This window comes from Streptomyces spororaveus (assembly GCF_016755875.1).
Lineage (GTDB): Bacteria > Actinomycetota > Actinomycetes > Streptomycetales > Streptomycetaceae > Streptomyces > Streptomyces spororaveus.
In genome coordinates this window covers 3,355,186-3,378,022 of the sequence record NZ_BNED01000005.1, presented here as the reverse complement: position 1 = coordinate 3,378,022, position 22,837 = coordinate 3,355,186, and the positions used below count along the sequence as shown (strand labels likewise).

Annotated in this window: 23 protein-coding genes; 12 read left to right on the top strand and 11 right to left on the bottom strand. The window is 71.0% G+C overall.

Features of this window, described 5'->3' with window-relative positions; translation table 11 throughout:
* Positions 1-51 precede the first annotated feature (51 nt).
* Positions 52-462, top strand: a complete 411-nt coding sequence (locus Sspor_RS17315; RefSeq protein WP_202199952.1) for a nuclear transport factor 2 family protein — start codon at positions 52-54, stop codon at positions 460-462.
* Positions 463-588: 126 nt separating this feature from the next.
* On the opposite strand, the gene Sspor_RS17310 is transcribed toward Sspor_RS17315, so the two are convergent.
* On the bottom strand, positions 589-1,170 hold the full coding sequence (locus Sspor_RS17310; protein WP_202199951.1) for a TetR/AcrR family transcriptional regulator: 582 nt from the start codon (positions 1,168-1,170) through the stop codon (positions 589-591).
* Positions 1,171-1,310: 140 nt separating this feature from the next.
* On the opposite strand from Sspor_RS17310, the gene Sspor_RS17305 reads away from it, so the two are divergent.
* Positions 1,311-2,897, top strand: a complete 1,587-nt coding sequence (locus tag Sspor_RS17305) for an MDR family MFS transporter (protein WP_202199950.1) — start codon at positions 1,311-1,313, stop codon at positions 2,895-2,897.
* Here Sspor_RS17305 and Sspor_RS40615 read toward each other — a convergent pair.
* Positions 2,797-3,432 (bottom strand): hypothetical protein, encoded by a 636-nt coding sequence (locus tag Sspor_RS40615; protein ID WP_237403903.1) that lies wholly within the window; start codon positions 3,430-3,432, stop codon positions 2,797-2,799. The genes Sspor_RS17305 and Sspor_RS40615 overlap by 101 nt on opposite strands.
* A gap of 261 nt (positions 3,433-3,693) precedes the next feature.
* On the opposite strand from Sspor_RS40615, the gene Sspor_RS17295 reads away from it, so the two are divergent.
* The 3 genes from Sspor_RS17295 (at position 3,694) to Sspor_RS17285 (ending at position 5,950) form a co-directional block, all read left to right on the top strand.
* Positions 3,694-4,575, top strand: coding sequence for a polysaccharide deacetylase family protein (locus Sspor_RS17295; RefSeq protein WP_202199949.1), 882 nt, complete (start codon positions 3,694-3,696; stop codon positions 4,573-4,575).
* Between the two features lie 103 nt (positions 4,576-4,678).
* Positions 4,679-5,008, top strand: coding sequence for a nuclear transport factor 2 family protein (locus Sspor_RS17290; protein WP_202199948.1), 330 nt, complete (start codon positions 4,679-4,681; stop codon positions 5,006-5,008).
* 318 nt (positions 5,009-5,326) lie between these two features.
* Complete coding sequence (locus tag Sspor_RS17285) at positions 5,327-5,950, top strand: hypothetical protein (protein ID WP_202199947.1); 624 nt, start codon at positions 5,327-5,329, stop codon at positions 5,948-5,950.
* Positions 5,951-6,115: 165 nt separating this feature from the next.
* Here Sspor_RS17285 and Sspor_RS17280 read toward each other — a convergent pair whose 3' ends face one another.
* From Sspor_RS17280 to Sspor_RS17270, 3 genes are all read right to left on the bottom strand, one after another.
* Positions 6,116-7,402 carry an ABC transporter substrate-binding protein gene (locus tag Sspor_RS17280; protein ID WP_237403902.1) on the bottom strand — a complete coding sequence of 429 codons (1,287 nt, stop codon included), beginning with the start codon at positions 7,400-7,402 and terminating at the stop codon, positions 6,116-6,118.
* Between the two features lie 326 nt (positions 7,403-7,728).
* Entirely contained in the window at positions 7,729-8,346 is a 618-nt protein-coding gene (locus Sspor_RS17275) for an SMI1/KNR4 family protein (protein WP_202199946.1), read from the bottom strand.
* Between the two features lie 59 nt (positions 8,347-8,405).
* On the bottom strand, positions 8,406-8,774 hold the full coding sequence (locus tag Sspor_RS17270; protein ID WP_202199945.1) for a DUF192 domain-containing protein: 369 nt from the start codon (positions 8,772-8,774) through the stop codon (positions 8,406-8,408).
* A 78-nt stretch (positions 8,775-8,852) separates the two neighbouring features.
* Between Sspor_RS17270 and Sspor_RS17265 the strand changes: the two genes are divergently transcribed.
* Positions 8,853-9,650 (top strand): prepilin peptidase, encoded by a 798-nt coding sequence (locus tag Sspor_RS17265; protein ID WP_202199944.1) that lies wholly within the window; start codon positions 8,853-8,855, stop codon positions 9,648-9,650.
* 142 nt (positions 9,651-9,792) lie between these two features.
* Here the strand turns inward: Sspor_RS17265 and mgrA are convergent, their stop codons facing one another.
* A complete protein-coding gene (gene mgrA, locus Sspor_RS17260) occupies positions 9,793-10,830 on the bottom strand; it encodes an L-glyceraldehyde 3-phosphate reductase (protein WP_202199943.1) in 1,038 nt (345 codons plus the stop codon).
* A gap of 129 nt (positions 10,831-10,959) precedes the next feature.
* Here mgrA and Sspor_RS17255 point away from each other — a divergent pair, with 129 nt between their 5' ends.
* From Sspor_RS17255 to Sspor_RS17235, 5 genes are all read left to right on the top strand, one after another.
* Positions 10,960-11,721, top strand: a complete 762-nt coding sequence (locus Sspor_RS17255; protein ID WP_150259000.1) for an isoprenyl transferase — start codon at positions 10,960-10,962, stop codon at positions 11,719-11,721.
* Between the two features lie 313 nt (positions 11,722-12,034).
* Positions 12,035-13,351, top strand: coding sequence for an RNA 5'-3' helicase PhoH2 (gene phoH2, locus Sspor_RS17250; protein WP_202199942.1), 1,317 nt, complete (start codon positions 12,035-12,037; stop codon positions 13,349-13,351).
* Positions 13,352-13,765: 414 nt separating this feature from the next.
* Positions 13,766-14,470, top strand: coding sequence for an aggregation-promoting factor C-terminal-like domain-containing protein (locus Sspor_RS17245; RefSeq protein WP_202199941.1), 705 nt, complete (start codon positions 13,766-13,768; stop codon positions 14,468-14,470).
* A 139-nt stretch (positions 14,471-14,609) separates the two neighbouring features.
* Positions 14,610-16,013: an AI-2E family transporter gene (locus Sspor_RS17240; protein ID WP_202199940.1), complete on the top strand. Its 1,404-nt coding sequence runs from the start codon at positions 14,610-14,612 to the stop codon at positions 16,011-16,013.
* 85 nt (positions 16,014-16,098) lie between these two features.
* Positions 16,099-16,824, top strand: a complete 726-nt coding sequence (locus Sspor_RS17235; RefSeq protein WP_202199939.1) for a hypothetical protein — start codon at positions 16,099-16,101, stop codon at positions 16,822-16,824.
* 61 nt (positions 16,825-16,885) lie between these two features.
* Here the strand turns inward: Sspor_RS17235 and Sspor_RS17230 are convergent, their stop codons facing one another.
* Positions 16,886-17,422 carry an alkyl hydroperoxide reductase gene (locus Sspor_RS17230; protein WP_202199938.1) on the bottom strand — a complete coding sequence of 179 codons (537 nt, stop codon included), beginning with the start codon at positions 17,420-17,422 and terminating at the stop codon, positions 16,886-16,888.
* Positions 17,423-17,425: 3 nt separating this feature from the next.
* Positions 17,426-17,980 carry a peroxiredoxin gene (locus Sspor_RS17225; protein ID WP_150259008.1) on the bottom strand — a complete coding sequence of 185 codons (555 nt, stop codon included), beginning with the start codon at positions 17,978-17,980 and terminating at the stop codon, positions 17,426-17,428.
* Between the two features lie 135 nt (positions 17,981-18,115).
* Here Sspor_RS17225 and Sspor_RS17220 point away from each other — a divergent pair, with 135 nt between their 5' ends.
* Complete coding sequence (locus tag Sspor_RS17220; RefSeq protein ID WP_202199937.1) at positions 18,116-19,063, top strand: hydrogen peroxide-inducible genes activator; 948 nt, start codon at positions 18,116-18,118, stop codon at positions 19,061-19,063.
* 101 nt (positions 19,064-19,164) lie between these two features.
* On the opposite strand, the gene Sspor_RS17215 is transcribed toward Sspor_RS17220, so the two are convergent.
* Genes Sspor_RS17215 through Sspor_RS17205 form a run of 3 tightly spaced genes read right to left on the bottom strand, consistent with a single transcriptional unit; the run spans position 19,165 to position 22,738 of the window.
* A complete protein-coding gene (locus Sspor_RS17215) occupies positions 19,165-21,534 on the bottom strand; it encodes an ABC transporter permease (protein WP_202199936.1) in 2,370 nt (789 codons plus the stop codon).
* Entirely contained in the window at positions 21,531-22,217 is a 687-nt protein-coding gene (locus Sspor_RS17210) for an ABC transporter ATP-binding protein (RefSeq protein ID WP_202199935.1), read from the bottom strand. Before Sspor_RS17210 ends, Sspor_RS17215 begins: the two co-directional genes overlap by 4 nt.
* Positions 22,214-22,738 carry a PadR family transcriptional regulator gene (locus tag Sspor_RS17205; RefSeq protein WP_202199934.1) on the bottom strand — a complete coding sequence of 175 codons (525 nt, stop codon included), beginning with the start codon at positions 22,736-22,738 and terminating at the stop codon, positions 22,214-22,216. Before Sspor_RS17205 ends, Sspor_RS17210 begins: the two co-directional genes overlap by 4 nt.
* Positions 22,739-22,837 lie beyond the last annotated feature (99 nt).

Genomic DNA, 22,837 nt, shown 5'->3' with positions numbered 1-22,837 from the left:
CGTAGAGTCGAGAACGATCGTTCTCGCCCGTCTTCGCTTCGGAGGTCCGACGTGACACGTCCACCCCTGCCCCCTTTCACCGAAGAGTCCGCCCGCGCCAAGGTCCAGGCCGCCGAGGACGCCTGGAACAGTCGCGACCCCGAGCGCGTCGCCCTCGCGTACACGGAGGACTCGGTCTGGCGGAACCGCGACCGCTTCCTCACCGGCCGCGCCGAGATCCGTGAGTTCCTCGCCGGCAAGTGGGAGCGCGAGCTCGACTACCGGCTCCGCAAGGAGCTGTGGGCCTTCACCGGCAACCGCATCTCCGTCCGCTTCGAGTACGAGTGGCACGACGCCGCGGGCCAGTGGTACCGCAGTCACGGCAACGAGCAGTGGGAGTTCGACGACGACGGCCTGATGCGGCGTCGCGAGGCCAGCATCAACGACGTGGCGATCGCCGCCGAGGAGCGCCGGCTCGGCTGAGCCGCTCGGGCCGCACGCCCGCCCGAGCCGTCGGTTCATCCGAGCCGCCCGCCGGGCCGCCCGCCGAGCCGCCCGCCGGGCCGCCCGCCCGAGCCGCCCGGCCCGGCGGGCGGACCGGTGCGTGCGTCAGGAGTGCCCCTCGTGGGCCTGGGTGATGAGGTCCGTGGCGACCTCCAGAGCGGCCAGGCGGGTCTCCTCCGGGTTGCCCTCGACGTGCTGGAGGAACATCATCCCGGCGTGCAGCGTGAACAGCGCGCTGACGCAGCGGACCTGGTCCGTCAGCGGCCCGTCCTTCGTGCGGAGCAGTTCGACCAGGGTGAACAGCCGCTTCTTCACCGTCTCGCCGATGCTGAGCTCGCGCATCGTCGCCTGGTTCTCCTGCATGAAGCGGTACAGCACGGCGCCCCCCGCCATCGCCTCGCTGTAGCGGCGCAGCACCTCGCGCTTGGTCTCCAGGGTGCGGGGCTCGCCTTCCGCCCATGTGATCAGCTCGTCGATGGGCCGCGTCAGGTCCTCGAAGATGCTGATGATGATGTCTTCCTTGGTCTTGAAGTGGTAGTACAGCGCCGCCTTCGTGACCTCCAGCCGCTCCGCGATCTCGCGCAGCGACGTCTTCTCGTACCCCTGCTCGGCGAAGAGCTCCAGTGCGACGTCCTGGATGCGCTGGCGCGTGTCGCCACGGCGTCGCTGCGGACTGCTGCTGGACATGGCTCTCCCCAAATTACTTACTTGACGCCCGGCTAGTTGCGGGTCTACCGTCCCTATTGTAGTGAACTAGCCGGGCGGCAAGTAAGTGCCGGTGCGGGACGTAGTGCGAGAAGCAGGGCCGTAGGGCCAGGGGAGTGGACATGGTGGACACAGTCAAGCCCGCGGGGACCTCGGGGGAGGTGAAGCCGCGCAGCGTACGGGTCGTCCTCATGGCCCTCATGATCGCGATGCTGCTGGCGATGCTCGACAACATGATCATCGGCACCGCGATGCCGACGATCGTCGGCGAGCTCGGCGGCCTGGAGCACCTCTCGTGGGTGGTCACCGCGTACACGCTGGCCACCGCGGCCTCCACCCCCATCTGGGGCAAGATCGGCGACATGTATGGGCGGAAGGGCTCCTTCCTCACCTCGATCGTCATCTTCCTCATCGGCTCCGCCCTCAGCGGCATGGCCCAGGACATGATCCAGCTGATCGGCTTCCGTGCGGTCCAGGGCCTCGGCGCCGGCGGTCTGATGGTCGGCGTCATGGCGATCATCGGCGACCTGATCCCGCCCCGTGAGCGCGGCAAGTACCAGGGCATGATGGCCGGGGTGATGGCCCTCGCCATGATCGGCGGCCCGCTGGTCGGCGGCACCATCACCGACCACATGGGCTGGCGCTGGTCCTTCTACATCAACCTGCCGCTCGGCGCGGTCGCGCTGGCCATGGTCAGCGCCGTGCTGCACCTGCCCAAGAAGCGGGCACAGGGCAAGATCGACTACCTCGGCGCCGCGCTGCTGACCGTCGCCATCACCTCCACCGTCCTCGTGACGACCTGGGGCGGCAACGAGTACGCGTGGGGCTCCGTCGAGATCCTCGGACTCATCGCCGTCGGCGTCCTGTCGACCGCCGCGTTCCTCTACGCGGAGACCAAGGCCGCCGAGCCGGTCATGCCGCTGCACATCTTCCGCAGCCGCAACTTCACCCTCATGTCGGTGATCGGGTTCCTCGTCGGCTTCGCGATGTTCGGCGGCGTGCTCTACCTCCCGCTGTTCCAGCAGTCGGTGCAGGGCGCCTCCGCGACCAACTCGGGCCTGCTGCTCCTGCCCATGCTGCTCTCGATGATGGTCGTCTCGCTGATCGCGGGCCGCGTCACCACCAGCAGCGGCAAGTACAAGATGTTCCCGATCGCCGGTGGCGCGCTCATGGTCGTCGGGATGTTCCTGCTCGCGACCATGGACACCGGCACCACCCGTCTCGTGTCGGGCCTCTACATGGCCGTCCTGGGCGCCGGTCTCGGCTTCCTGATGCAGATCACCATGCTGGTCGCGCAGAACAGCGTCGAGATGAAGGACATGGGCGTCGCCTCCTCCTCGGCGACCCTCTTCCGTACGCTCGGCGGCTCCTTCGGCGTGGCCCTGATGGGCTCCCTCTTCACCGCCCGGGTCACGGACACCATGTCCGAGCGCCTGGGTCCGGAGGCCGCCCAGGCCTCGGGCTCGGCCCAGCTGGACGCCGCGAGCCTGGCCAAGCTGCCCGAAGCGGTACGCGACGCCTACCAGCACGCGGTGGCCGCCGGCACGCACTCCGCGTTCCTGCTCGGCGCGGCCATCGCCGTACTGGGCTTCGCGGCGGCCTGGTTCGTCAAGGAGGTCCCGCTGCGCGGCGCGGGCCCGGCCGCCCCGGCCGGTACCGCGGACGGCGGCAAGGCGGCCCCGGCCGCCCAGGAGTCGCTCGCGCACTGACGGGCAGGCACCGCGTCGGCACGGCCGGCGCCCGCACCCAGCACTGCCAGGAAGGCGGCACCCCCGGGACGACCGGGGGCGCCGCCTTCCGGCATGCCCGGTCCGTGCCGCCCGGGCCGCCCGTGGCGCCCGGACCGGCTCGGAGGCCCGGCCGGACCTCCTGCGGGTCGTCCGTCTCCCAGGGATACACGAAGGCGCCGGGGCGCAGGCCCCACGCGGTGAGCGCGGCGAGCAGGGCGGCCTCGTCCGCCGCGTCGGCGGACGAGACGAGGACCGCGCCGATGTCGTAGTCGAAGCCGTCGATGCGCTCGCCGTCGTACTCCCGGTGCTGGAGGTGGAAGCGGCGGCCCTTGTCGCTGCGTGTCCAGCCCTCGGCCCGGGCCTGGTCGTCGGGCCGTGTGAGGGCGGGGGTTATGTCCACGAACGCGCGGCGGGACGGGGACGACGCCGGGACTTCCGTCACCAGTCTCCGGCCGAGACGGAGGGCGGTCAGCTTGTCCGCCGGCCAGTCGGGTCCGTCGGCCAGGGGGTCCATGAAGTCCATTCTGATCGCGCGGCGGCGGTGAACTCCCTCGCGGGGGCGCCGGTTTGGGGTCCGGCCGGGCGGCGTGGAGGATCTGCCCGTTTCGGGTGCGTTCGTGCGGGCAGGGATTCAACTCCATGCAGGACTAAAGTCCCATGGGTCCCATGAGTCCCATTACGGGGAAGTTCGGGGTCATTTGGCTGGAACTCCTCGGCGGCGATGAACGTCCTGATCCACAGAACGCTCGCACAGCGGATGGGGAGGGGACAGTTCATGAGTTTCCTGGCGCGTACGGACAGGAAGGGCCTCCGGGCCGGTGCGGTCGTCGTGGCCTCGGCCGCCGCCGTGGCGGCGACCGTGTGGGGCGTGGCGGCCCTGGTCGGACCGGGCGGAACAGCCGCCTCCCAGCAGAACATGGCCCGGCCGGGCGCCACCGACGGCTCCGGTCGCGGCGACGACGGCCGGCCCGGCCGGCAGCTCCAGGGGATACCCGAGTCCATAGCCCACGCGTCCGAGAGCGGCGGCAACACCGTCAACATCACCATCGACGACGGCCCCGACCCCCGCTGGACCCCCAAGGTGCTGGACGTACTCCGGCGGCACGACGTCAAGGCGACCTTCTGCATGGTCGGGCCGCAGGCCAAGGCCCACCCCGACCTGGTGAAGAAGGTGGTCGCGGCCGGACACCGGCTCTGCGACCACACCATGAACCACGACACGGCCATGGACAAGAAGCCGGTCGCCTACCAGGAAGCGCAGATCCTGGAGGCGAAGAAGCTGATCGAGGAAGCCGCGGGCGGCGGCGCGAAGGTCGAGTACTACCGGGCCCCCGGCGGCGCGTTCACCCCTGACAGCCGGCGCATCGCCGCCGCGCACGGTATGCGCCCGCTCGGCTGGAACGTCGACACCAAGGACTTCGACAAGCCGGGCACGGCCGCCATCGTGAACGCCGTCAAGCGCGGGATCGGCAACGGCCCGACGGTGCTCTTCCACGACGGCGGCGGCAACCGCGCCCAGACCGTCGACGCCCTCGACCAGGTGCTGACCTGGCTGAAGGAGCAGGGCCGGCCCACCGGCTTCCCCGTCCGCACCGCCCCGGACGCCCCCGGCGCCGCAGGGTCCCCCGACGCCGCGGGCGCCTCCGGAGCGCCCTGACACGCCGTCCGCCCGGCGAACGGGTGACGGTCGACGACGCGGACCCGCCCGCGTTGTTCCCTGGTCGGGCACGGACGAACGTACGCCCGATCAGGAGGCTCCTGTGGCCATCGCCCCCGCCAGACTGTCCGACCCGGTGGTCGGCGCCCTCGTCGCCGCCGTCAACGCGCACGACAAGGACGCCTTCCTCGCGGTCCTCACCGCCGACGCGACCATGTCCGACGACGGCTCCGACCGCGATCTGCACGACTGGATCGACCGGGAGATCTTCGATTCGGGCGGCCACATGGACGTCCAGTCCGAGTCCGACGGCGGCCGCACCCTGCTCGTCACCTACCGCAACGACACCTGGGGCGAGATGCGCACCACCTGGCGCTTCGTCATCGCCCCCGGTGGCGGCCGGATCAGCCGCTTCGAGACCGGTCAGGCCTGAGCCGGCTCCCGGACGGGCGCCGGCTCGACGCGGCGCCGCGTGCAGCCGTACGCGATGCCCGTGACCGGGTCGGCGAAGCCCGGGGCGCCCGCGGCACCCGAGTGCCCGAAGGCCCCGGGACCCACCACCGCCGGCTGCTGCGAGAAGCCGAACCCGAAGCGGTGGGATCCCCGGTCACGGCTGTCGCCTTCTCGCTCCGGACGGGGAAGGGGAGTTGACCATCCGCCATCTCACGGCTGCCCGAACCGGACGCTCCCGTACGGGTGAAAGCGCGCCCGGCGTCGTTCCGGCCCGCCGGGGGGTCCCGTTGGTCCGTGCATGAAGCGCACCCGCATCGCCGCTCTCGCCCTCGCCGCCGCCTCCGCCGCCCTCGCGCCGCTCCTGGGCCAGGCCGCCACCGCCGCGGAGGGAAAGTACCTCCAGGACCCGGCAGGCGGCGAGAAGACCATGAAGTCGGTGTGGACCAAGGACGAGATGCACAAGGTGGAGGCGCAGTTCCGCTTCCATCCCGGGGTCCAGTACAGGACGGTCACCCGCCCCGGCCCCTCGGGCGCACCGGACTACGAGCGCCGGGTCGGCGACCCCAAGACCCTGGCGTGGCTGCCCGGGTACGAGTTCGCCTGGTCGGTGTCGGACTCGACGGTGGTGAAGAGGGCGGTGACGGTCAAGGAGGGCGAGCACCCGATCGTCGTGCACGCCGTACTGCGCTCCGCGGACCGGGCCAAGGTGGCGGAGGTGCGCAGGGAGCTGACCGGGAAGCCGCCGACCGGGCGGGAGAAGGTCGCGGGCGCCCGGCGGATCGCGTGCGACACCGGGGAGTACACGGTGGAGTGGTCGGTCACGCGCTCGGGCTACGGAACGCTCGGCGGGACGCTGCGCTGGGACTCCAGCTGCGAGCAGTACCGGACGGCGTTCGCCTCGGAACACGGGCCGCGGCGCTGAGGGTCCGTACCGGGTGGAGGCCGGCCGCCCCGTGCACCTTGTGGGTGCCCGTCGGGCGACTGGGCCGCGGCCTTGGATCAAGTGCCGTAGGGGCCATGGTGCCGCACGGGGTGGTCTGCGGCATGGGTCGAAGGTCCCGTGTCGGGAAACTTCTCAATGCACTTCTCAGTGCTTCTTCGCGGCCCGGGAGGCCTGTTGGGCGATGTCCTCCAGCACGCCCTTCGGGCTGCCGGTCGGTTCCACGGCCCGTCCGATGTTGCGCTTGATGGTGTCGCTGACCGACAGCCAGGACGGGTCGTTGACCGGGTAGAGCTGTGCGCCGCGCAGCGCGTTGAGGAACTGCGTGTCGTTCTTGTCCAGGCCGCCCCCGGACGGGGTGCGCGAGGCCGTGACGGTGGACGGCAGCAGGTGGTAGCGGTCGGCGAAGGCCGACAGGTTCTCGTCCTGGTAGATGAACTCCAGGAACTTGGAGATCTCCGCGCGCTTGCCGTTCTGCTTGAAGGCCATCATCCAGTCGGCGACACCGACGGTGGGCGGCGGCACCCCGGTGCCGAGGTTGTCCGAGACGGGCATGGACGTCGTCGTCACGCCGATGCCCCTGGCGCGCGCCTCGTGGGCGAGCGAGGGATAGCCGTTGACCATGCCGACCTCGCCGCGCAGGAAGGCGGCGTAGGCGTCGGCGCGGTTCAGCTGGGACGGCGGGGTCGGACCGGTGAGCCCGGGGCCGACCATCTCCCGCTTGACCCAGTCCCAGGTGTCGATGTTCTGATCGGAGGCCAGGTTGTAGTTGCCGCTGCTGTCGGCGTAGCCGCCGCCGTTGCTCAGTTCCCAGATCAGCGCCTCGGCGTGCGCCTCCTCCGGGCCGAGCGGCAGGGCGTAGGGGTACTTCACGCCCTTGTCCTTGAGTGCCTTGGCGTCGTTCTTGAGGTCGGCCCAGGTCTTCGGGGCGTCCCTGATTCCGGCCTTGGCGAAGAGCGCCTCGTTGTAGAAGAGGAGCCGGCTGCTGGCCACGAAGGGCAGGCCGTAGAGGGTGTTCCCGACGGAGCCCGCATCGGCGAGCGGCTGGAGGAAATTCGCCTCGGCGGTGACCGAGAGAAGTTCGTCCGCGGGATACAGCTTCCCCTGGGCCGCGAAGTCCGAGTAGGACCCCATCAACGCCACGTCCGGCGCCTTGCCGGCCTTGACCATACGGGAGACCTCGCGGTCGATGTCGGCCCACGGCAGGAGCTTGACGTCGAGCTTGATTCCCGGGTTCGCCTCGGTGAAATCGGCCGCCATCTTCTCCCAGTAGGGCTTGGAACTGGTGGCGGGGCTGTCGCCGTATTCGGCGGCGACCAGATGCAGCGTACCGCTGTCACCTGCGCTGTCTCCGGAGCCACCACATCCGGCCAGAGGTATCAGCAGACCGAGCACGGCCGTGGTGGCGGCCGTGCCGGAAATTCTTCGTCGCACGGGTGTATTCCCCTGATTTTCTTTTGGATCCGGATATTACTTATGGGTTGCTCCGGGCTGGGGTGTCCCTCGATGGCCCGTTGGCCGGAATTCTCTCCTGAGGGAGGGGTGGTTGATTGCATTGGGGGCGCACTTGTGGTCAATGCTCCAAGTGGGCCTTTTCTTTATGGTGTTTTCCGATATGCGATCCATCCGGCGGACGCGCGTAGACATGCCGAAAAGCCCGTTTCCGGAATCGGAACGGGCTCTCGGGGCTCTACGTGTTCTTCGGGCGAGGGTGAGGGCGGGAGAGAGGGCGCGGACGCAGACGCAGGCGCGGACGCGGCCTAGTCGGCGAACTCGCCCGCGTACGGGTCGGGCTCGCCCGTCTCCGGGTTGCGGCCCTCCTGCCAGCGCCGCTGGGCCTTGCGCCAGTGCACGAAGCTGAGGTGGCCGCCGTCCCAGAAGGTGATGCTGACGGGGCTCACGTCGAACTCGTCGGAGCACAGCCGGTAGAGGAACTCGGCCATGCCGTACGGATACACCGCGAACGAGTCGGCGGTGTGCCGCCCGCAGACCAGGACCGGCCACCGGTCCGGGTCGGGGTCGGAGGTGAGCCAGCACAGGATGTCCGAGCCGCCCGTGACGCCCCAGGCGATGATCGACTCGGGGTCCACGTCGAAGGCGGAGCGGCCGCCCTCCGCCTCCCAGGTCTGGCGGGCGTTCTCGGTCTCCTCGGTCATCCCGGCCGGGTCCCACTGGAGTCCGGGCTTGGGCAGCGGGAGCAGGATGCTGGCCTCGCCGTTGATGGAGCCCGCGCCGAAGCGGCCCATGAACGCGATGAAGTCGGCCGGGAACCGGGTCCCCCAGACGGCCTCCACCGCCGGCCAGTCGATGTCCTCGTCGGCGCCGTGCGTCGCCGGCATGATCTGCTCCAGCGCCTTGATCCGCGCGTTCTCCGTCATGCCGCTCCCCTGATGCCCCAGCTCAACCGCCCCAACCTACTGCCAGCGGAGGGCCTCGCCTAGCGGCGAGTGAGACGCCCGGGTACGTCCACGTTGATGACGGTTCCGGCTCGCAGGCCCCAGCCCGCCATGGCTCCGGCCGCCGACTCCAGGACGTGCCGGGAGCGCAGCCGGGGCAGCCCGAGCCGGCCCGGCGCCATGGTGACCACGGCGAGCACGCCGAGGTCGCGGTCGAGGTACGCCACGTCGATCGCGAACCGCATCCGGAAGGTGTGCACGCTCGCCGCGGGGGTCAGCAGCATCGCGCCGTCGATCCCGTCCCGCCCGAGCAGGCCCCGGGTGCGGGCCCGGTAGGACGCGGCGACCTCCAGGGGGATGCGGTGCGAGCCGACGTGCAGTGTGCCGGGGCCGTCCTGCCAGTTCGCCATGCCGGCCAGCCTAAGGCCGGGTCCGCGAAGTCCCGCCTGCCCGCCCTTCCACCGTTCCCCGGGCGCTACCGTCGCCGCATGGGTGCCGTCTTGATCGTGCTCGCCGCCGGCTACGGCGCCACCGCGGGATGGCTGCTGCCGCGTGCCGCCTACCGCCTCTCCGTCGAGCCGGGGGAGCCGTGGCGCGACCGCTGCCCGCGGGGTCACCGGGTGCGCGGCTGGCTGGGGCCTGCCCGCTGCCGCGTTCCCGCGGAGGCTGTCGTGCAGGGCCGGGGCCAGGGCCGGGGCCGGGGCCCGGCCGGTCGGCCCCCCAGGTCCGCGGCGCCGCACGCCTACGGGAGGCGCGCCGTCCCCCTCGCCGTCCTCGTCGGGGCGCTCTGCGCCCTGCTCGCGGCCGCCGTCGGGGTGCGGCCCGAGCTGGCCGCCTACGTGGGCCTCGCGCCGGTGGCCGTTCTGCTCTCGCTCGTGGACCGCGCCGTGCACCGGCTGCCGGACGTGCTGACCCTGCCGCTCGCCGCCGCGGTCGCCGCCGGGCTCGGTACGGCCGCCCTCCTGCCCCGCGCCGGAGGCGACTGGCGGCTGGCGCTGCTGGGCGGCGGCGCGCTCGCGGGGGCGTACCTGCTGCTCCATCTGATCAACCCGGCGGGCATGGGCTTCGGGGACGTCAAGCTGGCGCTCTCGCTGGGGGTCGCTCTTGGGTGGTACGGGTGGGGGGTATGGGCCGCGGGGGCCTTCCTCGGCCTGCTCTACGGGGCCCTGTACGGGCTGGCCCTGCTGCTCCGAGCCCCCGACAAGCGCAATCAGGGCTACGCGTTCGGCCCCTTCATGGCGGCCGGAGCACTCTCCGGAGTGCTGCTGGGTGGTTTCGGAGCGTAATCATCACGCGCCAATGCACGCAGCATGCTTTACGAAGGGTTATGGTGGAACCCCCCCCTCGGGCCGGTCCGTATCCCCCCCACGGACCGGCCCGTTTTTTGTTTTCCGCCCCCTCGGCCGTGCTGCGCGGTAAATGCGCAGGTCAGCCGCGTTGGGCCCAGATGTTGGTGCCGGGGGTGGAGACGGCGAGGGAGTCGATCTCCTTCAACTCGTCCTCTCCGAGCGGCGCGGACGCCAGCGCGGCCACGTTCTCCTCCAGCTGCGGCACGCTCGACGCACCGATCAGTGCCGAGGTCATCCGGTCGTCGCGGAGCACCCACTTGAGCGCCAGCTGGGCGAGTGACTGCCCGCGGCGGGCCGCGATCCCGTTCAGACCGGTCAGCCGGCGCAGCACCTCGTCCGAGAGCAGGTCCGGGTTCAGCGACTTGCCCTGCGCGGCGCGCGAGTCCGCCGGGATGCCCTTCAGGTACTTGCCCGTCAGCATGCCCTGCGCGAGCGGCGCGAAGGAGATGCAGCCCATGCCGGCGTCCTCCAGGGTGTCCAGCAGCCCGTCCTCCTCCGTCCAGCGGTTGATCATGGAGTAGGAGGGCTGGTGGATGAGCGGGCGCACGCCCATCCCGCGCAGGATCCGCACGGCCTCGGCCGTCTGCTCCGCCGTGTAGGAGGAGACGCCCACGTACAGCGCCTTGCCCTGCTGGACCGCGGACGCGAGGGCGCCCATGGTCTCCTCCAGCGGGGTCTCCGGGTCGAAGCGGTGGGAGTAGAAGATGTCGACGTAGTCCACACCCATCCGCTTCAGCGACGCGTCGAGCGAGCTGAGCAGGTACTTCCGGCTGCCCCACTCGCCGTACGGCCCGGGGTGCATCAGGTAGCCGGCCTTGGTCGAAAGGATCAGCTCGTCTCGGTAGGACGCGAAGTCCTGCGAAAAGATCTTGCCGAAATTCAGCTCGGCCGAGCCGGGCGGCGGGCCGTAGTTGTTCGCCAGGTCGAAGTGGGTGATGCCGAGGTCGAACGCCCGGCGGAGGATCGCCCGCTGGGACTCCAGCGACCTGTCGTCGCCGAAGTTGTGCCAGAGGCCGAGGGAGATGGCGGGGAGCTTGAGGCCGCTGTGGCCGGTGCGCCGGTACTCCATGGAGTCGTAGCGCGAGGGCTCTGCCCGATAGGGATTGGTATCAGTCACGTTGTCCTCCCTATCACGGACTTGTGACAGACCGAGTTGGGTACCCGATCCCGGCGCGCAGTAATGTGGCGGACTCGGGGGAGGGACCGCATTTCGCACGGGGGCAAGGCACGGAGGGGCTGGAAGATCGTGAAGCTGCGCGACCTGGTGTACAGGCTGTATGCACGCCGGGTGGAAGGCCGCCTCGACCATGACGCGGCGCCGAAGCACATCGGCGTCATCCTGGACGGGAACCGCCGCTGGGCGAAGGCGTCCGGAGGCACCACGGAGCAGGGCCACCAGGCCGGCGCCGACAAGATCTCCGAGATGCTGGGCTGGTGCACCGAGACGGACGTCGAGGTCGTCACCCTGTGGATGCTCTCCACCGACAACCTGGACCGGCCCGAGGTCGAGCTCCGCCCGCTGCTCAACATCATCGAGAACACCGTGCGGGGCCTCGCCGCGGACGGCCGCTGGCGCGTCCACCACGTCGGCAACCTCGACATCCTGCCCACCCGGACGCAGACGGTGCTCAAGGAGGCCGAGCAGGCGACCCACGACGTCGACGGAATACTCGTCAACGTCGCCGTCGGCTACGGCGGCCGCCAGGAGATCGCCGACGCGGTCCGCTCGCTGCTGCTGGAGCACGCGCGCAAGGGCACCTCCTTCGAGGAGCTCGCCGAGATCCTCGACATCGACCACATCGCCGAGCACCTCTACACGCGCGGCCAGCCGGACCCGGACCTCGTCATCCGCACCAGCGGCGAGCAGCGGCTGTCCGGATTCATGCTCTGGCAGAGCGCCCACAGCGAGTACTACTTCTGCGAAGTCTTCTGGCCGGCCTTCCGCAAGGTCGACTTCCTGCGGGCCCTGCGCGACTACGCGGCCCGCCACCGGCGCTACGGCACCTGACACCTCACGGGTACCGGTAGGTCCCGCCGCTCCCTCCCCTCGAAGCCTTCACCAGGGATTCACCGAGCGTCCGTCATATGCCATGGCATGGCCTGGCCTGTTCGGGGAATATCCCTTTCAGGTCGATGCCCGATCCACGGGTGTCGAGTCTCAGCGGACGGCATGGGGTCGTCCGCCCGGGAGGCCCTTTGCACCAGGACGCACGTGCGGTTCGCACGGACGGAGTGGAGGGCCGGAAATCGGCCCTGGCATGGGTGCCGATGACCGGTCCGGTCTTCATGGCCCGACCTCTTCCGAGGGGGTACGTCCTTCCGTGGTGACCAGCACAAAGAGCCGCCTGCAAGACAGGCGGACCTACGTCCTCGACACCAGCGTCCTGCTGGCAGACCCCAACGCGATCTCCCGCTTCGACGAGCACGAGGTCGTGCTCCCGATCGTGGTGATCACCGAGCTGGAGGCAAAGAGGCACCATCCCGAACTCGGCTACTTCGCGCGCCAGGCCCTGCGCCTGCTCGACGACTTCCGGGTTCGCAACGGTCGCCTGGACGCCCCCATCCCGCTGGGCGATCTGGGCGGCACCCTGCGCGTCGAGCTCAACCACTCCGACACGAGCGTCCTGCCCGCCGGCTTCAGGTTGGGGGACAACGACTCGCGGATCCTCGCGGTCGCCCGCAACCTCCAGGCCGAGGGCTACGACGTCACGGTGGTCTCGAAGGATCTCCCACTGCGCATCAAGGCCTCCTCCGTGGGGCTGATCGCCGAGGAGTACCGCGCCGAGCTCGCGATCACCGACGCCGGCTGGACGGGCATGAGCGAGATCGCCCTCTCCGGGGAGCAGGTGGACCTCCTCTACTCGGAGGACCGCCTCTACGTGCCGGAGGCCGCGGAGCTGCCCGTGCACACCGGACTGGTCCTGCAGTCCGAGCGCGGCAAGGCCCTCGGCCGGGTCACGGCGGACGGCAACGTGAAGCTCGTACGCGGTGACCGCGAGGCCTTCGGGCTGCACGGCCGCAGTGCCGAGCAGCGCATCGCGCTGGACCTCCTCCTCGACCCCGAGATCGGGATCATCTCGATGGGCGGCCGGGCCGGCACCGGAAAGTCGGCGCTGGCGCTCTGCGCGGGGCTGGAGGCGGTCCTGGAGCGCAGGCAGCACCAGAAGGTGATGGTCTTCCGGCCGCTGTACGCGGTGGGCGGCCAGGACCTCGGCTACCTGCCCGGGGACGCCAACGAGAAGATGAGCCCCTGGGCGCAGGCGGTCTTCGACACCCTCTCGGCGGTCGCCGGGCGCGAGGTCATCGAGGAGGTGCTGAACCGCGGGATGCTGGAGGTCCTGCCGCTCACGCACATCCGCGGCCGTTCGCTGCACGACGCCTTCGTGATCGTGGACGAGGCGCAGTCGCTGGAGCGCAATGTCCTGCTGACCGTTCTGTCCCGAATTGGAGCCAATTCGCGGGTCGTTCTGACCCATGATGTCGCCCAGCGGGACAACCTCCGGGTCGGCCGGTACGACGGAGTGGTCGCCGTGGTCGAGAAGTTGAAGGGCCACCCGCTCTTCGCCCACATCACGCTGACGCGCTCGGAACGCTCCCCGATCGCCGCCCTGGTCACCGAGATGCTGGAGAACCTCTGACGGTCGTATCGGTCAAAAACCTCATAGCGGGAAGGTGAGTTGGCGCCGCCCGGCAAAGGCCCGAGAGCCTAGCCGGGCGGCGCCGTGCTGCACAGGTCTTTGCTCGAATCGGCAGCGACATGCCAGGTGTGACCTTTCACACGCAGTGGAGAATTGCCTTGCGGTGTCGCGTTCCGGCAGAGTCTGGTTTCCGTCAGGCCCCGCATACGGCACACCTGTATCTCCCGTGAGGTACACGCAGCACCACAACTCCACAGCCGATCGCCGTATGCCGCCCGGAGCTACACGCGGCAACCCCCGCAAGGGAGTTGCCCACGGGCCCGCGCCTCCAGTGACCGTAGAACCACGGAGGCCAGAGTCGAGGGCACTTTTGCGCCCGCGCGGTCACTGCGGACGCTGCTGGAAGGACACCGTGTGAGCCGGATCTCGGTCCGGGGGTTCGCCGTGGCTTCGGCCACCGCGGTCACCACCGTCGGCGCAGTCGTAGGCGTTGCCACCGGCGACCCCACGAACGATCTCGAGACGACCGCGTCCGGCGCGACTCTCCTTGCCGACATCCCGGTCGGCGACCAGGCAGAGGTCCAGAGCGCGTCCCTGACGCAGCAGGCCGAAGCCATCGCCCACGCCGCCGATGCCGACGCCAAGCGTTCCGCCGAGGAGGCGGCCCGCGTCCAGGCCGCCGAGGACGCCAAGTCCAAGAAGGCGGAGGCCGAGAAGGAGAAGGCCGAGGCCGACGCCAAGCTCAAGAAGGAACGCGAGGAGAAGGAGCAGGTCGCCAGCCGCTCCGCCGCCCGCGACGCCGGGGACTTCGCTCCCCAGAGCTCCTACACCGTCGCGCAGGTCAAGGCCATCGCCCAGCAGATGGTCCCGGCCGGCCAGTTCCAGTGCTTCTCGAACATCATCAACCAGGAATCCACCTGGAACTACAAGGCCGTCAACTCGTCCTCGGGCGCGTACGGTCTGGTCCAGGCGCTCCCGGGTTCGAAAATGGCCTCGGCCGGCGCGGACTGGCGCACCAACCCCGCCACGCAGATCAAGTGGGGTCTGAACTACATGGAAGACCGCTACGGCAGCCCCTGCAGCGCGTGGAGCTTCCACCAGGCCAACGGCTGGTACTAGGCCCGCCGCCGCGAGCACCGCGGCACCGGCGGCACCGCACAACTCCGGGGAGCCCCGCACCGTCCTACGGTGCGGGGCTCCTCGCGTGTACGGTCTTCGGGGTGAGCCCGTAGACCGGGGGCGGGGGAAGGAAAGCGACATGGCGAAGAGGGAAGGCTGGCTCGGCCGGCTCGGGAACAAGCTGAACCGGATGGAGGCGCGGCTCAACGAGCGGCGCGCCGAGGTCGAGGCGGAGACCCACGGGGACCTGCCGGGCCCCGCCGGATCCGGGCGGGCACCGGCGGACGCGGCTTCCGGGGCGCCGGCCGCCGTGACGACCGTTCCCGCGCCGCCCGACTACGCGCCCGCGGTCCCCGCGCCCCACCTGACGGCCCCGGCCGTGCCCGTGCGCCCCGACCCGGCGAGCGTCGTCCCCTGGGGGATGCGCGTCGCCGCCGAGGCCAGCTGGCGGCTGCTGCTGCTCGCCGGGATGCTCTGGGTGCTGATGAAGGTGATCAGCGAAGTCCGGCTGGTCGTCCTCGCCTTCGCCGCCGCCATGCTCGTCACCGCGATGCTCCAGCCCTTCGTGGTCCGGCTGCGCAGACTGGGCCTGCCGCGCGGTCTGGCCACGGCCGTCACGGCGATCCTCGGCTTCGTGGTCATCGGGCTCGTCGGCTGGTTCGTGGTCTGGCAGGTCATGGAGAACCTCGACGACCTCTCCGACCGGGTCCGCGACGGCATCAACGAGCTCAAGCTCTGGGCACTGGACAGTCCGTTCCACGTGACCGAGAAGCAGATCAACGACATCGCGAAGAACCTCAGCGAGACCATCGGCACCAACACCGAGCAGATCACCTCCGCCGGCCTGCAGGGCGTGACGGTGCTCGTCGAGGTCCTGACGGGCATTCTGCTCGCCATGTTCTCCACGCTCTTCCTGCTCTACGACGGGAAGCGCATCTGGAACTGGGCGCTGGGCCTGGTCCCGAACGCCGCCCGGGCCGGTGTCGCCGGAGCGGGTCCGCGGGCCTGGCGCACGCTCACCGCGTACGTGCGCGGCACGGTCATCGTCGCGCTCATCGACGCCATCTTCATCGGCCTCGGCATCTACTTCCTGGACGTGCCGATGGCGGTGCCGCTGGCCGTCTTCATCTTCCTGTTCGCCTTCATCCCGCTGGTCGGCGCCGTGGTGTCGGGAGCCCTCGCGGTCGTCGTGGCGCTCGTGACCCAGGGCGTGTTCACCGCCCTGATGGTGCTGCTGGTCGTGCTGGCGGTGCAGCAGATCGAGGGCCACGTGCTCCAGCCCTTCATCCTCGGCCGGGCCGTACGCGTGCACCCGCTCGCGGTGGTGCTCTCGGTGGCCGCAGGCGGCATGATCGCGGGCATCGGCGGAGCGGTCGTCGCGGTGCCGCTGGTGGCCGTCACCAACACGGTGGTGGGATACCTGAAGGCGTACTCGCGCGAGCAGCACCACCTCGGCTCCGGGACGGTCGGCCCGGGTCCGCACGGTGCGACGGCCCTGAGCGTGATCCCCGAGGGCGAGGGCGAGGGCGACGGCGCCTCCTGAACCGCCGCGCCGGCGGCGGGCGGTGGGCGGACGGTCCGGGCCCGCACCGGGCCGAGGGCGGCACTCAAGAAGCAGGGGGACGCACATGATCGGGGAACCCGAGCTCGACGGGGACTGGGGCCCCGCGGCCCCGGCCGAGGTCGTGGAGGGTGCCGCGGAGGGTGCCGCGGAGGGCGCGCCCGTACGGATACCGGCCCGGCCGTGGCGGTGGGTGGCGGCTGCGGTGGCGGTCACCTCCGCGCTGTGGGCCGTCGGACTGTACGCGTTCGGGGAGCGGACGGCCGGGCCGGAGATCCGCTACCGGGTCACGGACGATCTGTGCGGCCAGTTCAGGGCCGCGACCCTGGACGGGCTGCTGGGCGGTCTCGCGGTCACCTCGCCGCAGGCGGGCGGCCGGCATCCGGTGCTGGACTGGGCGTCGTGCACCCGGGGCAGCGACCGGCCGTCCTCGGACGGGGCGGTCCACGTCGAGGCCGTGGTCGAACTGCACAAGAGGACCGATCCGGCGGCGGAGTTCGCCGTCGGCTCCTCTGACGCCCGGTGGTTCGTCAACGACGGTGACGGCTGGGAGTCGGTGCCCGGCCTCGGGGAGGAGGCCCTCGTCTCCCGCCCCGGGACCCAGGACAGCTTCCGGCTGCGCGTCCGGGACGGCGGTGCGGTGTTCACCATCGATGTGATGATCTTCCCCGGGTCGGGCGAGGACGGTCCCGCCCCCCTGATGGAACCGCTGTCGCGCTCGGACCGGGAGGCCCTGGTGGCCGCCGCCGCCGAGGACGCGCGGGCGCTGATGGCCGCGCTGCGCACGCGCTGACGGCACAGGGCCCCGCGACCGTTTCCGGTCGCGGGGCCCTGTGGGCCGTACGGGGGCGCCGTTACTCGGCGGCGAGGGCGGCCTCGGCGTCGAGGGTGACGGCGACGGCCTGGATCACGGAGGCGATCTTGAAGGCCTCCTGGATCGTCTCGCGGTCGACGCCCGCCTTGCGCAGGACCTGCTCGTGCGAGTCCAGGCACTGGCCGCAGCCGTTGATCGCGGAGACGGCGAGCGACCACAGCTCGAAGTCGACCTTCTCCACACCCGGGTTGCCGATGACGTTCATCCGCAGGCCCGCGCGCAGCGTGCCGTACTCCGGGTCGGAGAGCAGGTGCCGGGTGCGGTAGAAGACGTTGTTCATCGCCATGACCGCGGCGGCGGACTTGGCGGCGGTGTACGCCTCCGGCGACAGGTTCGCCTTCGCCTCGGGTTCCAGCTCACGCAGCACGATGGCCGAGCGGGCGGCGATCGCGCAGGACAGGACCGTGCCCCACAGCTGCTGCTGCGGGAGGTCGCTGTTGCCGATGACCGAACCGAGGTTCAGCTTCAGGTCCTTGGCGAAGTCCGGTATGGCCGACTTCAGGGAATCGAGGGACATCCGTCACTCACCGGCCAGCAGCGCGCCGGCGTCGATGGTGGCCTCGCCCTTGTTCCAGTTGCAGGGGCACAGCTCGTCGGTCTGCAGGGCGTCGAGGACCCGCAGGACCTCCTTGGGGTTACGGCCCACGGAACCGGCGGTCACCATCGAGAACTGGATCTCGTTGTTCGGGTCCACGATGAACACGGCGCGCATCGGGAGGCCGTCCTCGCCCAGGATGCCCAGCTCGGCCGAGAGCTCGCGCTTGATGTCGGACATCATCGGGAAGGGCAGGTCACGCAGGTCGGCGTGGTCCTTGCGCCAGGCGTGGTGCACGTACTCGGAGTCGAGCGAGAAGCCGAGGACCTGCGCGTCGCGGTCGGCGAACTCCTCGTTCAGCTTGCCGAAGGCGGCGATCTCGGTCGGGCACACGAAGGTGAAGTCCAGCGGCCACGCGAAGACGACCTTCCACTTGCCCTCGTAGGTCTTGTGGTCGATCTGCGCGAACTCGGAACCGGCCTCCAGCGAAACACAGGCGGTCAGGTCGAAGGCGGGGAACTTGTCACCAACAGTGAGCACGCGCTCTCCTTAGGCAGTGGAAAATACCCCTTTTGGGGGTTTTCCGATGGGGTTGGACGTATCTCACATGCTGGCACACCTGCATTGATTACAGAAATAGCTACTCTTGTGCCGGGTGATCGGAGGTACCTATCAGTGGCTGTCAGTAGTAGGGGAGCGAAGCAACCGACGCTCGCGCAACTGCGCGCCTTCGCGGCGGTCGCCGAGCACCTGCACTTCAGGGACGCCGCCGCGGCCATCGGCATGAGCCAGCCCGCGCTCTCCGGGGCCGTCTCCGCGCTGGAGGAGGCCCTCGGGGTGCAGCTGCTGGAGCGCACCACCCGCAAGGTGCTGCTCTCCCCGGCGGGCGAGCGGATCGCGGCCCGCGCGCGGGTGGTCCTCGACGCCGTGGGCGGGCTGCTGGAGGAGGCTGAGGCGGTACGGGCGCCGTTCACCGGAGTGCTGCGGCTCGGGGTGATCCCCACGGTGGCGCCGTACCTGCTGCCGACCGTGCTCGGGCTGTTCCACCGGCGCTACCCGCGGATGGACCTCCAGGTGCACGAGGAGCAGACCGCCTCGCTGCTGGAGGGCCTCGGCGGAGGGCGCCTGGACCTGCTCCTGCTGGCGGTACCGCTCGGGGTGCCCGGGGTGACCGAACTTCCCGTCTTCGACGAGGACTTCGTCCTGCTCGCGCCCCGGGAGCACACACTCGCCGGGCGCCGGGACATCCCCCTGGAGGAACTGCGCGGACTGCAGCTGCTGCTGCTCGACGAGGGGCACTGCCTCCGGGACCAGGCCCTCGACATCTGCCGGGAAGCGGGGCGGACGACCGGCGCGGACGTCACCACGACCGCCGCCGGACTGTCCACCCTCGTACAACTGGTCGCCGGGGGACTGGGGGTGACGCTGTTGCCGCGCACCGCGCTGCGGCTGGAGACCGCCCGCAACGAGTACCTGTCCACCGGCTACTTCGCCGAGCCCGCGCCCTCCCGGCGGATCGCCCTGGCCATGCGGACCGGGACCGCCCGGCAGGAGGAGTTCAGGGCCATCGCCGCGGCACTGCGCGAAGCCGTACGCCCGCTCCCGGTCTGGCCCACCGACTGAGGGGGCGCCGCCGGGAGCGGGCGTACGGAGTCCGGGGTCCGGAGTCCGGGGTCCGGAGTCCGTGGTCCGGGGTCCCCGGACCGGGGGTCACGCGGCGGAGGTCACTCCGTACGGAGGCCGTCCGGGCGCATCAGCCGCAGCAGCGGCGGCAGGCTGAGCAGGGTCACCACGACCACCACACCCGCGCCGGCCGCGGTCATCCCGAGCACCGACGCCCAGTCGATCCGGACCGGCTGGGCCGCCATGCCCATCAGGACGGCGCCCAGCCCCACGCCGACCCCGGCCGCCAGTACCAGGCCGAGCACGATCGGCACGGCCGTCTGCCACAGCACCGACAGGCTCAGCGTGGAGCGCCTGGTCCCGAAGGCGACCAGGGAGGAGAGCAGCCGCCGGCGCTCGCGCAACTGCTCCAGCTGGGAGACGAGCAGGCTGCCGCCGATCAGGACCAGTACGGCGACGGCGCCGAAGAACAGCCCCGTGCGGATCGAGGAGTAGCCGGCGGCCTCCTTGGTGTGCCGCAGCGTCATCGCCGTGACGAACGGGTCCGCCTTGAAGACGGCGGTACGCGCCCGGTCCAGGGCGTCCGGGCGGGACTCGTCGACCTGGACGAAGATCTGCGCGTCCGGGAAGTCGCCGATCTCCTTCGGCGCGGCCGACGGGGTGACCAGCAGGCCGGTGCGCAGCTGTCCGCGGGGGTCCGGCCTGCTGGGGACCGTACGGGCGGCCGCCGGGACCGTCCACTTCTGCGGCTCGGGCGTCTCGCCCATGTCGGACGCGTACCCCCTGACGTTGCCGACGAACAGCTCGTCACCGGGCTTCGCCGCGCCCCCGAAGAGGCCCTGCGGGTCCTGCGGGGACGGTGCGGGGGCGCCGGTCAGCACGAAGGCGTCGCCCTCCGCGCAGGAGTCGAGCGTCGCGACCTCGCCGAGCGCGTCGCAGGTGCCGATGGTCAGCGTGATCGTCTCCTGCGTCGCGGGCACCTGGCGGGCGGCCTGCGCGGAGGTCAGCGGAACGGCGCGGGTGACGTCCGGTACGGCGGCGATCCGCCGCGCGAGGCCGTCCATGTCGGCGTCCGTACGGCGGTTGACCATGACCGCGACGGCGGCCCTGGCGGGGTCCTCGCCGGTCTCCTCGGTGTAGTCGCCCTCGACGCCCGCGAAGAGCATCTGGAGGGCGATGGCGCCCGCGACGGCCACGGCGATGCCGTTGACGAGGCGGGCGGCGCCACCGCTGTTGACCTGGAGCCGGCGCACGGCCAGCTGCCAGGAGACCGGGCCGCCGGACATCTTCCCGACGCAACGTTCCAGCAGCCAGGGCAGCAGTACGGTGATCCCCACCAGCAGCAGCACCACGCCACCGCTGACCTGCCACTGGTTGAACCTGCCGTGGTCGTTGCCGCGGCCGCCCAGGGGCACGAGCAGTCCCAGCCCGATCAGCGGGAGCAGCAGCCGCCACCAGATCCGGCGCCGGGAGGGCCTGGCCGTACGCACGACACCCAGCGGCTCGATGACCACACCGCGCAGCGCGAACAGGGTCACGGCCACCGCCGCCGCGGGCACCGCGAGGGCGACCAGCACCGCCAGCCAGGGCGCCGGGTCCAGGTCGCCGGGGAAGACGCTGCGCTGCTGGAGGCTGACGCTGGCGACCAGGGAGCGGCCGACGGCGAAGAAGCCGGTACCCAGCACCAGTCCGACCAGGGAGCCGGCCAGTGCCTCTCCGGCCGCGATCCGGCGCACCATCCTGCTGTCGGCGCCGACCAGCCGCAGCGCGGCCAGCCGCCGGTCGCGCCGCTCGCCGCCGAAGCGCACGGCGGTGGCGATGAACACGGCGACGGGCATCAGGAGGGCGACGAACGTCAGGACGACCATCAGCATGAGCACGGGGTCCAGGCCCTCGCGGTCCGCGTCGTAGCCGAAGCCGGTGACGCGCTCGACGCGGTAGTCGTCGGGACCGTTCTTCGCGAGGGTGTCGCTGCCCAGGTAGAAGAGCAGTTCGCCGGGGCCGACCAGCCCCGGGACGCCGATGATCTCACTGACCGGCCCGTCGAGCCGCTCGCGCAGCAGGGCGCCGTCGGAGGTCTTCAGCAACGCGTCCAGGGCGGGGGAGAGGGCCATCTCGCCCGGACCCGGGATCCGCTTCAGTCCGGGCGGCAGCGGGGCGTCCGGGCCCTCGGCCCGCACCATGTGCCCCTCGATGTCCTTGTGGTGGTACGTCTGCCCGATCCGGGCGATCAGCAGGGTGTCGGGCCCGGGCGCGTCGGCCGTGTCGGAGTGCATCGTCGACCGCGCGTCGCCGCGCTCGTACCGGGCGGCGAGGGCGCCGGGGATGGCGGTGCTGATCAGCAGCAGGGCGACGCCGAGACCGACGCCGACGCCGGTGAGCAGGGTGCGGATCCACCCCTCGCGGCCGCCGCCGAAGGCGAAGCGGGCGCCCATGCCGAGATCGCGGGTCCAGACCTGGAGCCGGCTCATACGATCCGCTCCATGTCGCGGGATCTGCCGTCGCGTACGACGATCTCGCGGTCGGAGTAGGCGGCCACGCGGGTCTCGTGCGTCACGAGCACGACGGCGGCGTTCGCCGACCGGGCGGCCTCGGTGAGCAGTTGCATGACGAGTTCCCCGTTGAGGGAGTCGAGGGCTCCGGTGGGCTCGTCGGCGAAGATCACCCGGGGGCCGGTGACGAGGGCCCGCGCGACGGCCACGCGCTGCCCCTGACCGCCGGATATCTCGCCGGGCCGCTTGGCGCCGAGGTCCTCCACCTGAAGCTGTTCCATCCGGCGCAGGGCGGTGCGTTCGGCCTCCTTGCGCTTGACGCCGGTCAGGCGCAGCGGCAGGGCGACGTTCTCCACGCAGGTCAACTCCGGTACGAGCTGGCCGAACTGGAAGACGAAGCCGAACTCGGTGCGGCGCAGGGCGCTGCGCTCGGCGTCGCTCATGGCGGCGAGCTCGCGGCCGGCATAGGTGATGGAGCCGGAGTCGGGCGCGACGATGCCCGCGAGGCAGTGCAGCAGGGTCGACTTGCCGGAGCCGGAGGGGCCCATGACGGCGACGACCTCACCGGCGTGGATGGAGAACTCGGCGCCGTCGAGGGCGGTGGTGCTCCCGTACGCCTTGCGCAGGTCCGTGGCGGCGAGCAGCGAGCCGGCCGGGGTCATCGGCGTACCTCCTGGGCGAGCTGGCCGAGACGGGCCGCGGTGAGCTCCAGCCACCGCAGGTCCGCCTCCAGGTGGAAGAGGGCGTGGTCGCAGACGAGCTGGTCGGCGATGTCCCCCTTGCGCTTGCGCTGGGTGAGGATGCGCATGAGGCGCAGGTGCTCGGCGCGCTGGGTGTCCAGCAGTTCGTCGGCGCGGCGGCCGGTGAGCAGGGCGAGCACGACCTTCGTGTAGAGGGTCGAGTGGAGGTAGGGCTCGGGCTTCTCGGGCTGCGAGAGCCAGGCCTCGACGTCGGTGATGCCGGCGTCGGTGATGGCGTACCGCTTGCGCTCGGGGCCGCCGCCGCTCTCCATCCCGTCGACCTCGACGAGGCCGTTCTTCAGGAGGCGGGACATGGTCGAGTAGACCTGCCCGTACGCGAGGGGGCGGTCGTGGCCGAACTTCTCGTCGAAGGCGCGCTTGAGGTCGTAGCCATGGCGCGGACCGGCCTCCAGGAGGCCGAGGAGGGTGTGACCGATGGACATGCCCGCGACTGTACACCGTGTGTATACGCGGAGTGTATAGAGGGCGGGTCGAGGGGGGCGGAACGTTTCCGGGGGCCGGCCCGGGTCCGGGCCGGGGCC